The sequence below is a fragment of the Nioella aestuarii genome (assembly GCF_050896395.1).
Classification (GTDB): domain Bacteria; phylum Pseudomonadota; class Alphaproteobacteria; order Rhodobacterales; family Rhodobacteraceae; genus Nioella; species Nioella aestuarii.
Window position 1 is genome coordinate 1 of the sequence record NZ_JBPBBA010000028.1, and the last position, 17,958, is coordinate 17,958.

At 62.1% G+C, this 17,958-nt stretch carries 26 protein-coding genes; 12 read left to right on the plus strand and 14 right to left on the minus strand.

Annotation, left to right across the window (positions count from 1 at the left end):
- The first annotated feature begins 84 nt into the window (after positions 1 to 84).
- Positions 85 to 534 (plus strand): hypothetical protein, encoded by a 450-nt coding sequence (locus ACROHD_RS14845; RefSeq protein ID WP_432678952.1) that lies wholly within the window; start codon positions 85 to 87, stop codon positions 532 to 534.
- A 51-nt stretch (positions 535 to 585) separates the two neighbouring features.
- Here the strand turns inward: ACROHD_RS14845 and ACROHD_RS14850 are convergent, their stop codons facing one another.
- Both ACROHD_RS14850 and ACROHD_RS14855 read right to left on the minus strand, forming a co-directional pair.
- Positions 586 to 792: a hypothetical protein gene (locus ACROHD_RS14850; RefSeq protein ID WP_432678954.1), complete on the minus strand. Its 207-nt coding sequence runs from the start codon at positions 790 to 792 to the stop codon at positions 586 to 588.
- 126 nt (positions 793 to 918) lie between these two features.
- Positions 919 to 2,067 (minus strand): acyl-CoA dehydrogenase family protein, encoded by a 1,149-nt coding sequence (locus tag ACROHD_RS14855; protein WP_432678956.1) that lies wholly within the window; start codon positions 2,065 to 2,067, stop codon positions 919 to 921.
- A 154-nt stretch (positions 2,068 to 2,221) separates the two neighbouring features.
- Here ACROHD_RS14855 and ACROHD_RS14860 point away from each other — a divergent pair, with 154 nt between their 5' ends.
- On the plus strand, positions 2,222 to 2,752 hold the full coding sequence (locus ACROHD_RS14860; protein WP_432678958.1) for a cytochrome b: 531 nt from the start codon (positions 2,222 to 2,224) through the stop codon (positions 2,750 to 2,752).
- Positions 2,753 to 2,834: 82 nt separating this feature from the next.
- Complete coding sequence (locus ACROHD_RS14865) at positions 2,835 to 3,635, plus strand: GNAT family N-acetyltransferase (protein ID WP_432678960.1); 801 nt, start codon at positions 2,835 to 2,837, stop codon at positions 3,633 to 3,635.
- Positions 3,636 to 3,638: 3 nt separating this feature from the next.
- Here ACROHD_RS14865 and ACROHD_RS14870 read toward each other — a convergent pair whose 3' ends face one another.
- The 3 genes from ACROHD_RS14870 to ACROHD_RS14880 all read right to left on the minus strand — a co-directional run bounded on the left by ACROHD_RS14870 (position 3,639) and on the right by ACROHD_RS14880 (position 7,121).
- A complete protein-coding gene (locus ACROHD_RS14870; RefSeq protein ID WP_432678961.1) occupies positions 3,639 to 4,598 on the minus strand; it encodes an acetyl-CoA carboxylase carboxyltransferase subunit alpha in 960 nt (319 codons plus the stop codon).
- Positions 4,599 to 4,707: 109 nt separating this feature from the next.
- Positions 4,708 to 5,667, minus strand: a complete 960-nt coding sequence (locus tag ACROHD_RS14875) for an L-malyl-CoA/beta-methylmalyl-CoA lyase (RefSeq protein WP_432678962.1) — start codon at positions 5,665 to 5,667, stop codon at positions 4,708 to 4,710.
- 287 nt (positions 5,668 to 5,954) lie between these two features.
- Positions 5,955 to 7,121 carry a MalY/PatB family protein gene (locus ACROHD_RS14880; RefSeq protein WP_432678963.1) on the minus strand — a complete coding sequence of 389 codons (1,167 nt, stop codon included), beginning with the start codon at positions 7,119 to 7,121 and terminating at the stop codon, positions 5,955 to 5,957.
- A 98-nt stretch (positions 7,122 to 7,219) separates the two neighbouring features.
- On the opposite strand from ACROHD_RS14880, the gene def (ACROHD_RS14885) reads away from it, so the two are divergent.
- The 6 genes from def (ACROHD_RS14885) to ACROHD_RS14910 are packed head-to-tail and all read left to right on the plus strand — an operon-like array spanning position 7,220 to position 10,177.
- Positions 7,220 to 7,744 carry a peptide deformylase gene (def, locus tag ACROHD_RS14885; protein WP_432678964.1) on the plus strand — a complete coding sequence of 175 codons (525 nt, stop codon included), beginning with the start codon at positions 7,220 to 7,222 and terminating at the stop codon, positions 7,742 to 7,744.
- Positions 7,741 to 8,226: a peptide deformylase gene (gene def / locus ACROHD_RS14890; RefSeq protein WP_432678965.1), complete on the plus strand. Its 486-nt coding sequence runs from the start codon at positions 7,741 to 7,743 to the stop codon at positions 8,224 to 8,226. Before def (ACROHD_RS14885) ends, def (ACROHD_RS14890) begins: the two co-directional genes overlap by 4 nt.
- Positions 8,216 to 8,710 carry a peptide deformylase gene (gene def / locus ACROHD_RS14895; RefSeq protein WP_432678967.1) on the plus strand — a complete coding sequence of 165 codons (495 nt, stop codon included), beginning with the start codon at positions 8,216 to 8,218 and terminating at the stop codon, positions 8,708 to 8,710. Before def (ACROHD_RS14890) ends, def (ACROHD_RS14895) begins: the two co-directional genes overlap by 11 nt.
- Positions 8,707 to 9,615 carry a methionyl-tRNA formyltransferase gene (fmt, locus tag ACROHD_RS14900; RefSeq protein ID WP_432678968.1) on the plus strand — a complete coding sequence of 303 codons (909 nt, stop codon included), beginning with the start codon at positions 8,707 to 8,709 and terminating at the stop codon, positions 9,613 to 9,615. The genes def (ACROHD_RS14895) and fmt overlap by 4 nt, the downstream gene beginning before the upstream one ends.
- A gap of 4 nt (positions 9,616 to 9,619) precedes the next feature.
- Positions 9,620 to 9,886 carry a hypothetical protein gene (locus ACROHD_RS14905; protein ID WP_432678970.1) on the plus strand — a complete coding sequence of 89 codons (267 nt, stop codon included), beginning with the start codon at positions 9,620 to 9,622 and terminating at the stop codon, positions 9,884 to 9,886.
- A gap of 51 nt (positions 9,887 to 9,937) precedes the next feature.
- Positions 9,938 to 10,177: a GlsB/YeaQ/YmgE family stress response membrane protein gene (locus ACROHD_RS14910; protein WP_127558182.1), complete on the plus strand. Its 240-nt coding sequence runs from the start codon at positions 9,938 to 9,940 to the stop codon at positions 10,175 to 10,177.
- Here ACROHD_RS14910 and ACROHD_RS14915 read toward each other — a convergent pair whose 3' ends face one another.
- The 8 genes from ACROHD_RS14915 to ispH form a co-directional block, all read right to left on the minus strand.
- Positions 10,178 to 10,798: a trimeric intracellular cation channel family protein gene (locus ACROHD_RS14915; protein ID WP_432678971.1), complete on the minus strand. Its 621-nt coding sequence runs from the start codon at positions 10,796 to 10,798 to the stop codon at positions 10,178 to 10,180.
- Between the two features lie 98 nt (positions 10,799 to 10,896).
- Positions 10,897 to 11,352 carry a ribonuclease HI gene (gene rnhA / locus ACROHD_RS14920; protein WP_432678973.1) on the minus strand — a complete coding sequence of 152 codons (456 nt, stop codon included), beginning with the start codon at positions 11,350 to 11,352 and terminating at the stop codon, positions 10,897 to 10,899.
- On the minus strand, positions 11,352 to 11,795 hold the full coding sequence (locus ACROHD_RS14925) for a DUF3429 domain-containing protein (protein WP_432678974.1): 444 nt from the start codon (positions 11,793 to 11,795) through the stop codon (positions 11,352 to 11,354). The genes rnhA and ACROHD_RS14925 overlap by 1 nt, the downstream gene beginning before the upstream one ends.
- Positions 11,796 to 11,862: 67 nt before the next feature.
- Positions 11,863 to 12,453 carry a class I SAM-dependent methyltransferase gene (locus ACROHD_RS14930; protein WP_432678976.1) on the minus strand — a complete coding sequence of 197 codons (591 nt, stop codon included), beginning with the start codon at positions 12,451 to 12,453 and terminating at the stop codon, positions 11,863 to 11,865.
- 1 nt (position 12,454) lies between these two features.
- The gene (locus ACROHD_RS14935) at positions 12,455 to 13,069 is read right to left on the minus strand and encodes a LysE family translocator (RefSeq protein ID WP_432678978.1); all 615 of its coding nucleotides are present in this window, start codon (positions 13,067 to 13,069) and stop codon (positions 12,455 to 12,457) included.
- Positions 13,069 to 14,187 carry a flavin-containing monooxygenase gene (locus tag ACROHD_RS14940; RefSeq protein ID WP_432678980.1) on the minus strand — a complete coding sequence of 373 codons (1,119 nt, stop codon included), beginning with the start codon at positions 14,185 to 14,187 and terminating at the stop codon, positions 13,069 to 13,071. The genes ACROHD_RS14935 and ACROHD_RS14940 overlap by 1 nt, the downstream gene beginning before the upstream one ends.
- A gap of 66 nt (positions 14,188 to 14,253) precedes the next feature.
- Entirely contained in the window at positions 14,254 to 14,664 is a 411-nt protein-coding gene (locus tag ACROHD_RS14945; RefSeq protein WP_432678982.1) for a GNAT family N-acetyltransferase, read from the minus strand.
- Positions 14,665 to 14,667: 3 nt separating this feature from the next.
- The gene (gene ispH / locus ACROHD_RS14950; protein ID WP_432678983.1) at positions 14,668 to 15,618 is read right to left on the minus strand and encodes a 4-hydroxy-3-methylbut-2-enyl diphosphate reductase; all 951 of its coding nucleotides are present in this window, start codon (positions 15,616 to 15,618) and stop codon (positions 14,668 to 14,670) included.
- A 142-nt stretch (positions 15,619 to 15,760) separates the two neighbouring features.
- Here ispH and ACROHD_RS14955 point away from each other — a divergent pair, with 142 nt between their 5' ends.
- The gene (locus ACROHD_RS14955) at positions 15,761 to 16,300 is read left to right on the plus strand and encodes a peroxiredoxin-like family protein (RefSeq protein WP_432678985.1); all 540 of its coding nucleotides are present in this window, start codon (positions 15,761 to 15,763) and stop codon (positions 16,298 to 16,300) included.
- Positions 16,301 to 16,302: 2 nt separating this feature from the next.
- On the opposite strand, the gene ACROHD_RS14960 is transcribed toward ACROHD_RS14955, so the two are convergent.
- Positions 16,303 to 16,902: a TetR/AcrR family transcriptional regulator gene (locus tag ACROHD_RS14960; RefSeq protein ID WP_432678987.1), complete on the minus strand. Its 600-nt coding sequence runs from the start codon at positions 16,900 to 16,902 to the stop codon at positions 16,303 to 16,305.
- An 87-nt stretch (positions 16,903 to 16,989) separates the two neighbouring features.
- Between ACROHD_RS14960 and ACROHD_RS14965 the strand changes: the two genes are divergently transcribed.
- The gene (locus ACROHD_RS14965; RefSeq protein WP_432678988.1) at positions 16,990 to 17,361 is read left to right on the plus strand and encodes a hypothetical protein; all 372 of its coding nucleotides are present in this window, start codon (positions 16,990 to 16,992) and stop codon (positions 17,359 to 17,361) included.
- A 104-nt stretch (positions 17,362 to 17,465) separates the two neighbouring features.
- Positions 17,466 to 17,933, plus strand: coding sequence for a c-type cytochrome (locus tag ACROHD_RS14970; protein ID WP_432678990.1), 468 nt, complete (start codon positions 17,466 to 17,468; stop codon positions 17,931 to 17,933).
- The last annotated feature ends 25 nt before the right edge of the window (positions 17,934 to 17,958 follow it).

The following is a 17,958-nucleotide window of genomic DNA, read 5'->3' on the forward strand; positions in this document are numbered from 1 at the left end:
TAAACTCAATCAAGGATGAGCCAGAGCCTCCAAAACAAAACCCGCTCTGATGTCCCAAATTATCTGACGACGGACACCGTCAGCGTGTTCTGGACGAGAAAGCCCGCCAATCTTGATGGGGCGAACCAGGCGCGTGAGCTATTCGCCAGCAGCTATGATCAGAGAGTAGAAAGTGAACTGGGTTACACTGACTATGGACGGAACGGAGTAAAGGCACATCCCAAGGAAAGTTCGTACAAGGGCTATGTTTTCGAAAAGGGGCTGGCGAGGGCCATAGACGAGTGGCCTGAATTGACCTCTGACATTGCGGGTGGGACGGGCGCCCGAAAGGACAATGCCTGGGCGATGCGTTCAAATGCCTATGATCGAATGGCCTTGTGGCTCTACCCGACATGGAACCCTCTGAACATAGAGACCATGTCAGAAGAAACACCCCCGAAATTCAATCTTCCCTGTGACGAGGGCAAATCCGACGCCCTCGTTCGTGTCACCAAGACGGGGGACTCGGGCGTTGTGTTCGTTCTGATCTGGTAGCAGGTCAGGGGGTCTCTGGAATGATTCCGGGGGCCCTATTCCGCTGCCCGGTCACAGCATCGCGGCGCAGCGGGCCGTGGGGGTCGGTAGGCCAACCCGCTCGGGGTTGATGATCAGGTGCCAGGTTGCGGGATAGCCCGGTGCCTGCGCACGGGTGTAGGAACAGCCATCGGGCGTGGTGTAGGTCTGCGCCAGCGCGGCGCCGGATGTGAGCGCAGTGACGGTTAGCGCGACGGCGAGGGTACGGGTGGTGGTCATATCGAGGCCTCCGGTGGGAAGGGGACGGGTTTCATTCCCCCATCTTCCGCAATCCCCCGTCCGTGCCCGCGACCGGAATCAGGAAATTCCGGGGCGCTCGCCTAAGCTTTTCTGAAAATCCGATGCTTAATCCCGGTCCAGATCCCGCGCGATCAGTTCCTTCATGATCTCATTCGTGCCGCCATAGATCTTCTGCACGCGGGCATCGGCGTAAAGCTCGGCGATCAGGTATTCGTTCATGTAACCGTAGCCGCCATGCAGTTGCAGGCATTCGTCGACGATTTCGCATTGGGTCTGGCTGCCCCACCATTTGGCCATGGCGGCCTTTTCGGCGGTCAGCGTGCCTTGTTCCAGCTCCTCCAGACATTGATCAAGGAAGGCGGCCAGGATTTCCACCTTGGTGGCACACTCAGCCAGCTTGAAGCGGGTGTTCTGAAAATCCATGACCCGCTGGCCGAACGCCTTGCGTTCCTTCACATAGGCCAGCGTCACATCCAGTGCGCATTGGGACGAGCCAAGCGCGCCATAACCCAGGATCAGCCGTTCCCACGGCAATTGCCGCATCAGCTGGTAGAAGCCCTGGCCTTCCTCGGTGCCCAACAGGTGGTCGCGGGGAATGCGGACGTCTTCGAAGAAAAGCTCCGCCGTGTCGTTTCTGCGCATCCCCATCTTGTCGAGCTTGCGGCCCACGCGGTAGCCTTCCAGCCCTTCGGTCTCGACAATCATCAGAGACACACCCTTGGCGCGCGATGTTGGGTCGGTTTTGGCCACCAGCAACAGCAGGTCAGCACTGCCCCCATTGGTGATGAAGGTCTTGGACCCGTTGATAAGGTATTCGTTCCCGTCCGGCACGGCCGTGGTGCGGACTGCCTGCAAGTCACTGCCGGTGCCGGGCTCTGTCATGGCGATGGCGCCCACCATCTCGCCGCTCGCCAGCTTGGGTAGCCAGCGCGCCTTCTGCTCTTCGGTGCCATAGGCGATGATGTAATGGGCGGCGATGTTGTGGACCGCAAAGCCCCACCCGCTGTCACCCGCCTTGGCCTGTTCGATAAAGGTTACCGCGTCGAAATGACGGCTAAGGCCAAGCCCGCCGTGATCCTCTGGTGTGGTGGCGCCGAGAATGCCCAGATCGCCTGCCTTGCGCCAGAACGCTTTGGGGATCTTGCCCAAGTCTTTCCATTCATCCCGATGCGGCTGAAATTCCTCTTCCAGAAACCGGCGCACGGTATCGGCATAGGCGTGATGGTCGTCCTGCATCCACAGATGGTTGGGCATTTTCGGTCCTCCTCGCGGGGGATGGTGCCGCGCAGGAGCGTTTCGGGCAAGTATGCCGTAGCGGCGGTCTGGTCGGCAAAATGCTTTCCGTTGACAGCCAATAGTGCGATCCGTAGCGCTGGTTCCAGATGCCAGTGACGTGAAAGGATGCGCTATGTCCGTCTATTGCTACCATCCTGTTACGGTTGCCCTTCACTGGGCCCTTGCGGTGCTGATCATAATGATGCTTTGGGTGGGAACTTATGTTTTGGCCCCGATGGACAATGCGGATCCCGACAAGCTGACGATGTTGGCCATACACCGGGGAATCGGTCTTGTGATCCTGACCCTAACCGTTCTGCGGATCATTTTGCGCCGGTTCCTGCCCGCGCCCGAACACGCAAAGACCGGCAGCGCATTTCTTGACAAGTTGGGGCAGGCGATGCCGAAGCTCATGAATATCTTCGTGATCCTGATGGCTGTCTCGGGCATGGTTCTGGGCCGCATGTCTGGCCTGTCGGATGCCCTGGCGGGCACCTTGCCGCTGCCCGAAAGCTTCTTTGAATTCAGCCCACGTGTGATCCATGGCATCCTTGCAAGGCTGATCATGGCCATGCTGGCGCTGCACATTCTGGGCGCGCTCTACCATCAGATCATGTTGCGCGACGGGCTGTTTCAACGGATGTGGTTCGGAAAAAGATCATAGCGTAGCGCCAGGAACCGGCAGAGTTGCCGAGATCACCCTCTATGCTGCACCATCTGGCAGGCAGGTTTCGGGGATTTGGCCCATGCTAAAATATTTCGGTTCACCGGATCAGCAGCTTCTTCAGAAAAAGAGCGAAGCGTTGATGCGCAGCCTGAAGGATGATCCGCGCGTGTGTTCTCATGGACGCGGGGTGAATGTTACCGCCTATGATGAGGACGCGGCAGACCTGACCGCAGATATCGCGGCGGTCATTGGCGTCAGTGCCTGTGAAGCTGTGCCAAAGCACCTGGTGCCCGAATTTGTTCTACGGCTGGAAGCGCGCGGGATGACAACCGATGTCATCGGATTGTTTACCGGCGGTCTTGATGCGGTCGAGAAATGTCGCGAGGCTTTGGCACGTCGGTCACTACCCGATGATCTGACCGTTCGGATCATCGACCGGGATGCCCCGGACGACTGGCTGCTGGCCTATGCTGAGGTGGCCGAACCTCATGGCGTGCTGCCCCCCGCTGCCGCCTTTATGCGCGGCATAGCCAAACCGGGATTCGCAATGGTGGCCTTCGACCGTGGGGGCAAGCCCGTGGCATGCGCTGGCTCGATTAAGAACACGCATCCCGACAGCGTCTACCCCGATCAGGCTCAATGGGGGCAGTTGGCAACCGATCCATCCCGGCAGGGGGAAGGAATAGCCCGGGCACTTGGAGCGATGGCGTTGATCGAGTCCCACGAACGTCTCGGGGCCAATCGGTTCAAAACGGGAATTCGCAAAGGCAATGAGCCTTCAATCCGGCTTTGCACGTCGCTTGGCGTGACAGACAGCGGCAGCTACATTGTTGCGGCGATGGACCCGCTTGTCTTTCCGGGCGAGAAATTGACCAAATAGTCGTCAGGCGGCCAGCCCTTTTGACCCCATATCGAGGAATTTCTTGCGGCGGCCAGCGATCAACTCGTCACGGGTCTTGCCGTCCATGGCGGTCAGCAGCGCCTCGATTCCTTCGCCGACCCGCTTGATCGTGGTCACACGGTCGCGTTGCGCGCCACCGAGCGGTTCCTTGATGATCCGGTCGCAGACGCCCAGTTTTTCCAGATCCTGCGCGGTCAGGCGCAGCGCTTCTGCCGCTTCACGCATCTTGCCGCCGTCTTTCCAGAGAATGGACGCGCAGCCTTCGGGCGAGATCACCGAATAGATTGAGTGTTCCAGCATCGCCAGCTTGTCGGCCGTGGCAAAGGCAACCGCACCGCCCGAGCCGCCCTCGCCGATCACGACAGAGATCAGGGGAACCCCGATTTGCAGGCATTTTTCAGTCGAACGCGCAATCGCCTCGGATTGGCCGCGTTCCTCTGCGCCCTTGCCGGGATAGGCGCCGGGGGTGTCCACCAACGTCACAACGGGCAAATTGAACCGATCGGCCAGATCCATCAGGCGCACGGCCTTTCGGTAACCCTCTGGTCGGGCCATGCCGAAATTCCGCTCAATCCGGGTTTTGGTATCATGGCCTTTTTCATGGCCGATCACCATGACGGGGCGATCGTTGAACCGCGCCAGACCACCCATGACGGCGTGGTCATCGGCAAAGTTCCGGTCGCCCGCCAGCGGCGTGTATTCGGTAAAGAGGGCCTGAATATAGTCGCGGCAATGGGGCCGGTCGGGATGGCGGGCCACCTGGCATTTGCGCCACGGCGTCAGCGACTTGTAGAGATCGGCCAGCATATCGGCGGCTTTTTTGTCGAGCGCCTTGGCCTCTGCCTCGATATCCATCTCCTTGTTGCCGCGCGCCATGGCCCGCAGCTCCTCGGCCTTGCCTTCGATTTCGGCAAGAGGTTTTTCGAAGTCGAGATAGTTCATGCAAAGCCTCCGTCTGACCCTTGGCTATATGACGGCCGCGGCGGGGATTTGCAACGTTTCGCGTTGAGGGAAAAGGCCCCGGCCATGCGGCACGGGGCCAATTGGGGGTTTAGCCTGCCGCGATCAGCTCTGACTGGGCCACGATCACCTCGGCTTGCTTGATGGACGCGATGTCCACGAGGCGGCCTTTGTAGACCGTCGCACCCGCACCAGAGGCCTTGGCCTGCTCCATCGCAGCGAGGATTTCCCGGGCTTCTGCCACGGCCTCCTCGGAAGGGGTAAACACCTGATTTGCAAGGGCGATCTGTTTGGGGTGGATGGCCCATTTGCCTACCATCCCAAGCGTGGCAGAGCGCCGCGCCTGCGCGACATAGCCGTCATCGTCCGAGAAGTCGCCAAAGGGGCCGTCGACGGGAAGGATGCCGTGGGTTCGGCAGGCGGCAACGATGGCGGTTTGTGCCCAGTGCCAGGGGTCGGAGTAGTGGCGCGTGCCCCCATGCAGCATGTAATAGTTTTCCTGCGTTCCGCCGATGCCGGTGGTCTGCATCCCCATGGAGGCCGCGAAATCGGCGGCCCCGAGGCTCATGGCCTGCAGTCGTGGCGAAGAGGCGGCGATGTCCTCGACATGGGCGATGCCAGCAGCTGATTCGATGATCACCTCGAAGGCGATTTTCTTGCTGCGGCCCTTGGCGGATTCGATGGCTGTCACGAGAGCATCAACAGCATAGACATCCTCGGCGCAGCCCACTTTGGGGATCATGATCTGGTCGAGCCGATCCGAGGATTGCTCAAGAAGATCAACAACATCGCGGTACCAATAGGGGGTGTCGAGCCCGTTGATGCGCACAGAAAGGGTTTTGCTTCCCCAGTCCACGTTGCCGATCGCCTCGATCACATTGGCGCGGGCCTGGTCCTTGTCGGAGGGCGCAACCGAGTCCTCCAGATCGAGATTGATCACATCGGCGGCCGATGCGGCCATTTTGGCGAACAGCTTCGTGTTGGAGCCGGGACCGAAGAGCTGACAGCGGTTTGGGCGGGCGGGGGCAGCGGGCTGGAGGCGGAAGGACATGGGCGGCTTCCCTTTGAGCAAGGATATGTCGTTTGGGTTCCTGCCTTGGGTAGATTATTGCGCCGCGGCGCGCAAGTGCTGCATTGCGGCAATGCGCGATTTGGCCGCGAAAGAGGGCGGTGCCCCCTTCACAGCCCCAGTGCAGACGATAGGCGTGATCCGTGCCTCTGCCGCGGCGACGAAGGTTTTTCTCGAAAAACCTTCAGGCCTGAAAAATCTTCGGGAAGATTTTTCGGTTGGGGCAGCAAAATTCTTCGGGAAGAATTTTCATCTGCCCCTAGCGCTCATCACTGGAGGTCAGAAAAAGCTGCCTGCAACCGCCGAACGGTTTCTTCGATATTGGCGCGTGGCGTGGCGAGAACGAAGCGGTTCCACAATTCAGATCCGGTTCCGAACCATTTGCCAGGGGCAGGCGTTATCTGGGCCTGCCCATTCACGCGCGCGGTGATTTCTTCTTCGCTCATGCCCGTGCCGGAAAAATCGACCCAGGGCAGGTAGGTGGCTTGCAAGGGCATCGAGCGCAGACCGGGAATGGCGTTCACGCCCTCATCGAAGATGCGACGGTTTTCCTCCAGATAGGCCAGCTGCGCGGCAACCCATTCGTTGCCGTCCGGCGAATAGGCCGCTTTGGACGCGACGGCACCCAGGGTCGTGGCGTCATAATTGAGCGCGGTCAGGCGGTCGCCCATCTGGGTGCGGAGCCTGTCATCGGGGATGATCATCTGCCCCACCCGCAGCCCCGCCAGGTTGAAGGTTTTGGACGCGGCGAAGAGCGTGACCATCCGGTCTCGGTGTTCAGGTGCGGCGATTGCCATCGGTACGTGAGTGTTGCCCGCATAGACCAGATCGGCATGAACTTCGTCACTGACGAGGATCAGATCGTGGCGCGCGGCGAACGCGGCCACCTGGCGCAATTCCTCTACGGACCAGACCCGACCCGAGGGATTTTGCGGCGAGCAGAAGAGCAGGACTTTCGTCTTGGGCGTAATGGCCGCCTCGGCGCCATCCCAGTCCAGTTCATACCGACCATCGACAAGCGCCATGGGCAGCTCCACATGGTTGCGGCGCGCCCGGTGGGTTTTCAGCCGGAACTCATGATAAACGGGGGTGAAGAACGCAATGTCGTCGCCCGGTTCGCTCCAGACATCGAGGCAGAGTGCGATTGCCATGCCGAGACCCTGGGCGGTCAGCACCCAATCGGGGTCAACTGTCCAGTCGTGCCGGGTCTGCATCCACCAGCAAAAGGCTTTGACATATCCCTTGCGGTCGAAGCCGTAGTTGAAGATCCCTCTTTCGGCCTCTCGAGTGACAGCCTCGATCACGCAAGGCGCGGTGGGATAGTCGGAGTCCGCCACATGCATCGCAATGCCATCAGACCCAACACCGAACTGGCCCATACTGTCCCATTTACCGCTGAAGGTGCCGCGCATCTGGTGGTTCGTATTAAAGTCCATTGAGTCCTCAGGCATTGATTTGCGCGTCAAGCTACCCAATCGCGGGCCGGGCGCAAGGGGGCGTTGCGACGCCGCGCGGGATCGCTTATCTGGAGCGCATGCTGAGACCTATTCTGATCCACCCCGACCCGCGCTTGAAGAAACTGGCCGACCCTGTGACGGACCTGACTGATGACTTGCGTGCTGTTGCCAGCGATATGCTGGAAACCATGTATGACGCGCCGGGCATCGGTTTGGCAGCGCCGCAGATCGGGTTGTCGAAACGGCTGATTGTCGTGGATTGCGTGAAGGCGGAGGGCGAGGCGCCCCGGCCCTTGGCAATGTTCAACCCAGAGGTGGTCGCCAGTTCCGATGAGACCAGCGTTTACGAGGAGGGCTGCCTGTCGATCCCCGAGATCTATGCAGAGGTCACCCGCCCCGCCGAGGTCGAGGTGCGCTGGATGGATCTGGACGGGAACGAACAGCAAGAGGTGTTCAAGGGCCTTTGGGCGACGTGTCTTCAGCATGAGATCGACCATTTGGACGGCAAGCTGTTCATCGACTACCTCAAACCGCTGAAGCGGCAGATGATCACGCGCAAGATGGTCAAGCTCAAGCGGGAACGGGCGCGGGACGGGGCGTGAGCGTTCTGCCCATCCTGTGCTGGCCCGATGCGCGGCTGAGACAGGTTTGCGAACCGGTCCAGGGGGATGTGTCGGCGCTGGCGGCTGATATGCTGGACACGATGTATGCCGCCAAGGGGCGGGGGCTGGCCGCGCCACAGGTCGGGCGGATGGTTCGGCTTTTCGTCATGGATATCGGCTGGAAAGAGGGCGCGCGCCAACCAAGGGTGTTTGTGAATCCCGAGCTTGATATCAGCTACGATCGGTTTGAAAGCGGCGAAGAAGCCTGCCTGTCGATTCCGGGTGTTGCGGCGCGGGTGATGCGCCCGCCCGAATTGGTGATCCGCTGGAGCGACCTCGATGGCGCCCGGCACCAGGAGCATATGACAGGCTTTGCCGCGCGCTGCGTTCAGCATGAGGTGGATCATTTAAACGGGCTGGTGATCTTCGACCGGCTTCCCCCCGAACATCGCGATCAGATGGAGAAAGACTATGCCCGTTAGACCTTTCGTGATGTGGCCCGACAAACGGCTGCGGACGCCCGCAGAGCCGGTGGCGCAGGTGACGGACGAGATCCGTGCGATCTGGGAGGACATGATCGAGACCATGGACGCGATGCCCGGTGTCGGGCTGGCCGCACCCCAGATCGGGGTGATGCTGCGGCTGGCGGTCGTCGATGCCTCGAACGAGCGGGGCAAGGCGGTGCGCATGGCCAATCCACAGATCCTGCATTCGTCGATCGAGCTGCGCCCGCATGAGGAGGCAAGCCCGAACCTGCCCGGTGTCTACGCCAAGATCGAGCGGCCCCGCGCGGTGACAGTGACCTATATGGACCATCACGGGATGACGGTGCGCAAGGATTTCGTGGGGCTATGGGCCACCAGCGTGCAGCACCAGATCGACCACCTGAATGGCAGGATGTATTTCGACAATCTCAGCAAGGTGAAACGCGATATGTTCCTGCGCAAGGCGAGGAAGCGGGCATGAGGGTCGTGTTCATGGGCACGCCGGATTTTTCGGTTCCGGTGCTGGAGGCTCTGGTCGCTGCGGGCCACGAGATTGCCGCCGTCTATTGCCAGCCGCCGCGCCCTGCCGGACGGGGCAAGAAGGAACGGCCGACGCCGGTCCATGCGCGGGCGTTGGAACTGGGGTTGCAGGTGCGCCACCCGGTGTCGCTGAAAGGGGCCGAGGAACAGGCTGCTTTTGCCGACCTGAATACCGACGTTGCCGTTGTGGTGGCTTACGGGCTTCTGCTGCCGCAGGCAGTTCTGGATGCGCCCCGCTTTGGCTGCCTCAATATCCACGCGAGCCTTTTGCCGCGCTGGCGGGGCGCCGCGCCCATTCACCGTGCGATCATGGCGGGCGACGCGGAAACCGGCGTGTGCATCATGCAGATGGAGGCAGGGCTCGATACCGGGCCGGTGCTGCTGCGCAAGGTCATCGGCATCGGTGTCGAGGAGACCACACAGGACCTGCATGACCGGCTGAGCGCCCTTGGCGCGGAGGCCATCGTGGAGGCGCTGGACCGGCTGCCGGAATTGGAGCCAGAGGTGCAGCCCGAGGCGGGTGTCACCTATGCCCACAAGATCGACAAGGCCGAGGCGCGGGTGAACTGGACGCTGCCTGCCGACCAGATCGACCGGCAAATAAGGGGCCTGTCACCTTTTCCGGGGGCGTGGACGGTCTTACATGGTAAGAGGCTGAAGCTGCTGCGCTGTCGGGTGGCGGAAGGCCATGGTCAGCCCGGTGAGGTTCTGGACGGTCTAACAATCGCCTGTGGCGAATGGGCCATAGAGGTGACCGAGGCGCAGATCGAGGGCCGGGGACGGCAGGACGCTGAGACATTTCTGCGCGGCAATCCGTTGGCGCCTGGCACGGTTTTGGGAGAGTAAGGTTATGGTTCTGTTCACGTTTTTCGGATCGATCTTCATCGCCGTGGTGGTGGCGATCCTGTTCGAACGGTGGGGGGTCACCCGCAACGGATACGCCATGTCGATCCTGATCGCGCTTGGGGCTGTTGTCGTGCTGTTTTTCCTGCGCTCTCTATTCCATCTGAGGATTGGATCGCCGGGGCTCGATGCCATCATCGGGGCCTCGGCGGCGCTGATCCTGATCCCCGTAGGCGCCGCGCGCGGGCGGGGCCGACGCAACCGCAGACGCTGAATTTCACCATCGGTCCTTCAAAACGGGCCTGAGAGAGAGCATATATTCCTAATGGGTATCGTTCTTTACATGATCATCATCGGTGCGGCGGCGGGCTTTTTGGCGACGCGCATCATGGATGTGCGCACTGATGTGGTGACGACGATTGGCATCGGTATTCTTGGGGCCATTATCGGCGGGCTGGTCCTGCGGTTTTTGCTGACCGTGATGGGGATGCTGTCGGGTTTCGTCGGCGCGATCCTGGGCGCGCTGTTGCTGATCTGGATCTGGCAGACCTACTTGAAACGCTGATCACACGCGCGGCGGGCGGGCCTTGTAGACCGGCAAACGCCAGCCGAACAGCAATGATCCTGCGCGCAAGGCGAAGCAGGTGGCAATGCAGGCGATGACCGGGGCCAGCGGATGCGGTGTGAGCATCGCAGCCAGAACTGCCGCACCTGCCCCCGCGAAGGCGGCCGTGACATAGAGTTCGCCTTGTTTCAGGACCAGCGGCACCTCGTTACAGACCACGTCGCGCATGAGCCCCCCCATTGTGCCGGTAGCGACCCCCATGACAATCACGATCCCCGCAGAATGATCGAGCGACTGCGCCACCCCCGCGCCTGCGGCAACGGCAATGGCCAGCGCAATGGCATCAAGCCAGAGCAGTACCTTGTAGCGGCTTTCAAAGAGATGCGCCGTAAAGAAGACCACAAACGCGGCAGCGCAGGCGATGGCCGGCGGGGTGGGGTTCGCGACCCAGAAGACCGGGTTCCTGTCCAGCAGAAGATCGCGCAGGGTGCCGCCGCCGACGGCCGTCAGGCAGGCGATGAAGAAGAACCCCACAATGTCGAGCTGCGCCCGGCTGGCGACAAGCGCACCGGAGAGGGCGAAGACGAGGACGGAGGCATAGTCGAGAAGCATCAGGGTCATGGCCCGTGCCTTTGACAGGTTTGCCGCGTTTGGGGAAGGGGGAAGGCCGTTCGAACGGCCTTGATACGCGGCTTCGAAGCCGCGTCCCCGCGCCCCGCTCAGCCCTTCTTGAACGGGGCCATGCCGGCGCGGGCAAGCTCATCTGCGCGTTCGTTTTCCGGGTGGCCTGCATGACCTTTGACCCATTCCCACGTCACCCGGTGGCGGGCCTGGGCCTCGTCCAGCCTCTGCCACAGGTCGACATTCTTCACGGGTTTCTTGTTCGACGTCTTCCAGCCGTTTCGCTTCCAGCCGTGAATCCAGCCGGTGACGCCGTTCTTTACATAGGCGGAATCCGTGACCACAGTGATCGCCGAGGGCCGCGTCAGGCTTTCCAGCGCGGCGATGGCGGCCAGCAATTCCATGCGGTTGTTGGTGGTCTCGGCCTCGCCGCCGTTCAGCTCGCGTTCCTTGACAACCTGCTCGCCATCCTTGGCCTGCAATAGCGCGCCCCAGCCTCCGGGGCCGGGATTGCCCGAGCAGGCACCGTCGGTATAGGCGAAGAGATCGGGCATCAGAAGATCAGGTCCACGGCCAGCGCATTCACCACCACAAGTGTCAGCAACACGCGCAAGCGCATCCACCATTGGGGCGCGAGCCCCCGCTTCCAGAAATACCGGTCGAGCGCCAATAGGCCGAGGAAGCCGACGATCAGCGCCGCCGCAGCCCGCTCGGCCCCGCCGCCGGTCATGAAAAAGGCCCATAGCGCCGGGAGAACCGACAGCGCATAGCCTAGCCAACCGGTGTCTTGCGCGGCAAAGCCCCATAGGACGCCCGACATGAAGGCGAGGATGATCGCGCCGTAGAAAAGCTGCAAATAGGGGCCGACAAACCGCGGCCCCATCACCTCGGCCCCCCATTCGGCCAAGCCCGGCAGCACGACAGTCAGCGCCCCCCAAAGAAAGGGGATCAGACCGGCAAGGCCAAGCAGAAGGGCGGGGCGGGGGATCGGGGTCATTGGTGGGGCTCCGGTCATTTGCGGCCCTTATCGCGAGCGGGGCCGGGAAGGGCAAGCCGGGATCGGCTTAGGCACGGGTCGCGGTCAGCAGGATGAAACGGTCGATGGTGCCGGCAAGCCCTGAACCTTCCCCAGATGTAGACCGGATACCGGAAAAACCAGCCTGTGAAAGCAGATCGTGCAGCTCTGGTTCCTCGTAATAAGCGTAGAAACGGCCCAGGCTGTCGCGGCGTTCGCCCGCCCCAAGTTTAAGGCCGAGATAGAGCGTACCCGACGGGCGAAGCGCCCTGTGGATGGCGGAGAGGTGCCGGGGGAAATCCGCTTTGGGCGCGTGAAGTAGGGAGAAGCTCGCCCAGATGCCGTCGTAGGCGGCGGTCTCAGCCAGGTCGTCGAAACTGCCGAGCCTTGCGTTGACGCCCTTTTCCCGTGCGGTTTTCACGAAGGCGGGGGTAGCATCTATCGCGCTGACGGCGAAGCCTTCTGCCACCATGCGCGCTGCATGGAGTCCGGGGCCGCAGCCAAGGTCGAAGATCGCGCCGCCCTTGGGGATCAGCGAGAGAAAATCGGTGAGGGCCTGCCGCTCACTTTCGCTGAACTCCAATGCGGCGTAGTCGGCAGCCTTTTGCGTGTAGGTCTTTAGGGTCTTGTCATCCACCATGTCAGGCCCGCTCCAAAGCCAGCCGCAGACCGAGACCGGCAAAGACGGCGGCGAAGCTGCGGCTCATCCAGCGCATAGCGCGTTCGCTGCCGAGGATCGCCTTTCGGGCGAAGGCGGCGAAGGTTCCGTAAAGCGCGAAGACAACGAAGGTCATGGCCATGAAGATGCCGCCAAGCAGCGCCATTTCAGCGGTGGCCGAGGCAGGGTTGCCGGACAGGAAGGGCGGCAGCAGGGCCAGGAAGAAGATCGAAAGCTTGGGGTTGAGGATGTTGATCAGCGCGCCCCTGATGGCAATGCGGGGGCCGTTTTCCACCGTCTGCGTGGCCTCTACCCGAAGCGCCCCGCCTTCGCGAAGGGCGCTATAGGCCAGCCACAGCAGATAGGCGACGCCCGCCCATTTCACCACGTTGAAGATCAGGGCGGAGCTGTGCATGACCGCCGCCAGCCCAAGGGCGGCCGCCGCGATATGGGGTACGATCCCGATCGTGCAGCCAAGCGCCGCCCAGATGGCGGCACGGCGCCCCTGACCAAGCCCAAGGGCGAGCGTATAGACAACGCCGGTGCCGGGGGCGAGTACGACGACGAGTGCGGTCAAAAGGAACTGGGCAGAAATCATCAAGCGGCCTTTCGGGTCAGGGTTGCTGCATGGGCGGCGATGGCGATGGCCTCTTGCGAGGTGGAGAAAAGCTGCCCGTCGGGCGAGACCTTGAAGGAACAGAAATAGAGGCCCCGCTCCGGGGTGGGGGCTCCGCTTGCCAAGGGGCGGCCCGTGGGGTCGAGCGCAGCGCAGTCCGGTCCCAGAAGCGGCCGCAGATCGACGGTATAGCCGATGGCGGCAATGATCGCGTCAAAGGGGGCAGAGGTGCCGTCGCTGAATCGCAGTTCGGAACCGTTCATCTGCGCGATTCCGGGTTTCACGGCGATGCGGCCTTCCTTGATTGCGCCGAGTGTGCCGACGTCGATCAACGGAATGCGGTCGTCCTCATGCACCAGGGCGGCGGGGCCTTTGGACATGGATCTCAGGCCGTAGCTTTCCGGCCGCCCCACGGCGAAGCGCAGGACCGGGGCCGTCAGGATATCGGCCAGCTTGTAGCCGAGCATCTTGGTCAGCAGGCCGAACGAGGTGATGGGGATGCCAAACAATTGCTTGGGCAGAATGTTCACGGGGCCACGCACGGACATGGTCACATCGACCCCGGCGCGTGCCAAGTCCAGCGCGATATCGCCGCCGGAATTGCCGAACCCCACGACAAGCACCCTTTGACCGGCGAAGGGTGCGGGGGTTTTGTAGTCGCTTGAATGCAGGATCGGGCCGGTGAACTGGCCGGGCCAGTCGGGTTGCCGGGGTGTGCCGTTGACGCCTGTGGCCACCACCACGATATCCGCCGTTTCCACACCGCCAGAGTGGGTGATCTGCCAGCCATCCCCGTGGGGCGTTATCCGCTCCACCGCGCAACCAAGCTGAGGGGTTAGCCCATGATGTGTGGTGTAAGCTTGCATATAGGCAATGACGTCATCGCGACTTGGGTATCTGCCAACACCTTTCGGATAGGACAGCCCCGGCAGGGTAGATCGCCCGCGCGCCGTGTGCAGATGCAGGCAGTCATAGTGATTGCGCCAGCTGCTGGCGACACAATCGGCCCGGTCCAGGATCACCGGCGTGATGCCCTTTGACTTGAGACAGGCGGCAGCGGCGAGCCCGGCAGGGCCTGCACCTACGATCACTGCTTTCATGGCCTTTTCTCCTGTTTCGGCATCAGCCTGCCTCTGACCTGCACGGCGGTTTTATGGGGCTGGACCTCAGCACAGTTTTGTCATGCCCGCGCCTAGGCTGTCAGTGGGCCGCCGATGGAACCCGAACCTTTCATAGAGCGGCTCGACCCCCTTCGCGGCCATCAACCCAATGGTCGATCCGGGGCCTGCGAGAGGGGCAATTTCTTCCAAAAGGCGGGTGACGATTGCATCAGCGATGCCTTGCCCGCGATGCGATGGCGCGACGATGACGTCCTGAACGTAGAAATAGAGCACCCCGTCGCCAACGACCCGCCCGAACCCGACCAACCTGTCGCCGTCATGTGCCGTGACGGTTGCCACGGCTTGGTCAAGGGCACGCCGCGCCATGTCATGAGAGATTTCTCCCCACCCGCAGGCGGCACGCATCGAGATGAACTCGGTGATGCCGGGAGGCGTGGTGGAGAGCGTGACAGGCATGGGTCAGACCTGTTCCCGCAGCACGCGGGGGACCTTGAATTCCACGTTCTCGACGGCGGTTTCCACCTGTTCGACAGTGACATCAAACCGTTCACGGAAGGCGTCGATCACCTCTTCCACAAGAATTTCGGGGGCGGAGGCTCCGGCGGTGACGCCGACGGAGCCGATGCCTTCCAGCGCCCGCCAGTCGATGTTCTCGGCCCGCTGCACCAATTGCGAATAGGAACAGCCCGCCTTGGCGCCGACCTCGACCAGACGGCGGGAGTTCGACGAATTGGGCGCCCCCACGACGAGGATCGCATCGGCCTTGGGCGCGATGGCCTTGACCGCAGCCTGCCGGTTGGTGGTGGCGTAGCAGATGTCTTCCTTGTGGGGGCCGACAATGGCGGGGAAGCGCGCCTGAAGGGCGGCCACGATGCCCGCCGTGTCATCGACCGACAGGGTGGTCTGGGTGATGAAGGCAAGCCTTTCGGGGTCGCGCGGGGCAAGGCCAGCCACATCTGCTTCGGTCTCCACCAGCAGCACCTCGCCCTCGGGCAGCTGACCCATGGTGCCGATGGTCTCTGGGTGGCCCGCATGGCCGATCATCACCATTTGCAGCCCGTTTGCGTGGTGGCGTTCAGCCTCGATATGGACCTTGGAGACCAGCGGGCAGGTGGCATCGACAAAGACCATCTGACGGGCCTCGGCGGCGGCGGGCACCGACTTTGGCACACCGTGGGCGGAGAAGATCACCGGGCGGTCATCGGGACAGTCCTCCAGCTCCTCCACGAAGATGGCACCTTTGTTGCGAAGGTCGTCCACGACGAATTTGTTATGCACGATCTCATGCCGGACATAGACCGGTGCGCCCCATTTCTCGATTGCCATTTCGACGATCTTGATGGCCCGGTCGACGCCGGCGCAGAAGCCGCGCGGGGAGGCAAGGTAAAGGGTGAGGGGCGGTTTGGTCATCGGCGGCTCCTTCGTGTCGGCTCACAGGTAAGGCCAAGGGGCGGGCGCGTCCAGCCCACGCAAAGGTGACTGGGGAGGTGATTGCATAGGGGCGCGGGATGGGTCGATATGGACGGATGCGAACGGATGAAAGGACACCTCAATGTTGATGCCTCGCCAGAAGACCCCCGACCTGAGCCTGCCCACCACAGATGGCGCGGGGTTCACCCTGTCGGCAGAGTCTCACGCGCGTGGCACGATTATCTGCTTTTACCGGGGGTTGCACTGCCCGCTTTGCGCCACCTATCTGAAGGAACTGACCCGGCTGCTGCCGGAGTTTGCCGACCGCGGCGTGGGCGCGGTTGCGGTCAGCTCGGATGGTGAAGACCGGGCCCGCGCGATGCAGGAAAAAGTGGGCGGCGAGGGGCTGCGCTATGCCTATGATCTGCCGCTTTCTACGGCGCGCAATGACTGGGGGCTGTTCATATCGACCTCTCGCGGAAAGACCTCGATCGGGATCAAGGAACCGGCGCTGTTCGCGGAGCCCGGCCTGTTCCTGATCAACCCTGACCAGACGCTCTATTACATGTCGGTGCAGACCATGCCCTTCGTGCGACCTCATTTCAAAGAGCTGCTTGGCGCAATCGACTTTGCCATCGCCAATTCCTATCCGGCGCGGGGCGAGTATACCGGGGCGCTGTAAAATCATCTGCTGTTCCCCGCAAAGAGCAGCTTTAGCCGTGTCAGAGCTGTTTCTGCCCTGGCATGGATCTGATCGGCATCCGGTGGTGGCATCGCCCCGGTGACCCGGCGGACCTGCCAATCTCCAACCAGAAGCGACAGGTAAGTTTCCGCGATGTCGCCGGGTGCGCCGGTCAGCAGACCCGCCTCGCAGGCGCGGTCCATCACGCCGATAATCCAGGGAAACACCCGTTCTCTTCCGGCCTGCCCGAGTGTCTGGCCAAGCGTACCGGTCTTGTCCGCCGCTGCCGCCCTGTTCAACGCCACTGCGCGCGGGCCGGTCAGCATGGTCAAAAGGGCCGGGCCGAGGTGGGAGATCTCCGTCATCGGGTCATCGGTTTGGGTGCGCTCCAGCGCGTCTCGGACGCTGTCTGTATTGCGCATGATGAGCGCCGCAAAGAGCCCGGTCTTATCGCCATACCATCGATAAAGCGTTTCGTTTGACGCCTTGGCCTCCTTCGCGACGGCCAGCATCGACAGGCCTTCGAAACCTTTGGCGTCCATCACCCGGTAGGCGGCCTGTTCAATCTGTTCTGCCCGTGCTTCCCGCGCGTCTCCCCGCATTGTCATCTCCGCTGTTGACAGAAACCGTATTTGAAATTACGGATAGCGTCAATAACCGTAATTTGAATTACGCCACAGGAGGCAAACATGACCCAATCCACCGTATCCCCTCAATCCGCACAGGCAGCCCTGGCCGTTCTGATCATCCTGCACCTGTTCATGCTGGCCACGTTGCTGGCGGGGGTCGCACCGCATCCGCCTGCGACGATTCCGTTATTCGGGCTGGCCCCGTTCTTTGCTGCGGTCGTGTCCGCCTTGGCATCGGCAATGATGGTGGGACCCATGCAAACACGGGCAGGGCGACTGCTGACAGTGATCGCCATCGCGTTGTCGCTGGTGTCGTTCGGGCCGCACAAGGTGGTGGACCCGGCCTTTCCGCTGATCTGGCCTGCGGTCATCTCTGCATGGGTTGCCATCGCGTTTCTGGTCTATCGGCTGATCGCTACTCGCCGCCCATGACCCTGAGACGGGGTAGTCTGGCGTTCACGACCCGGTGACTTGACCTTCCAGTGGGGGAAGCCGGAATAAGGGGGCAATGCGCTCCAATCGGAAAGGACCACCCTTTGAAACATGCCTATCTGTTTGCCGCCGCTGCCGGTGTTGCCACCCTCGCCGGAGCCACCGTTTGGGCCAGCCATGACGAAGGCCCCGGCCTTCTGCCATATGACCATCCCGAAGCGGTGGCACGCGGTGCCGAGATTTACGCCCAGAACTGCGCCAGCTGTCATGGCGCGGACCTTGCCGGGCCGGAAGGCGTGGATTGGAGGGTGCGCGATGCTGACGGCTATCTGCCGGCGCCACCCCATGACGAGACAGGCCATACCTGGCACCACCCGGACGAGGTGCTGATCGCAATCACCACCCTTGGTACCGAGGCGCTGATCGGGGGCGAGTATCGCAGCAACATGATGGGCTTTGGCGAGGTGCTGAGCGAGCAGGAGATCCTCGACGTGCTGGCCTATATCAAAAGCACCTGGCCGGAGCGGGTCATCGAGATCCATGACGGGATCAACGCACAGGCGGGCGGTTGAGGGGTTTGTGACAGGATCACATATC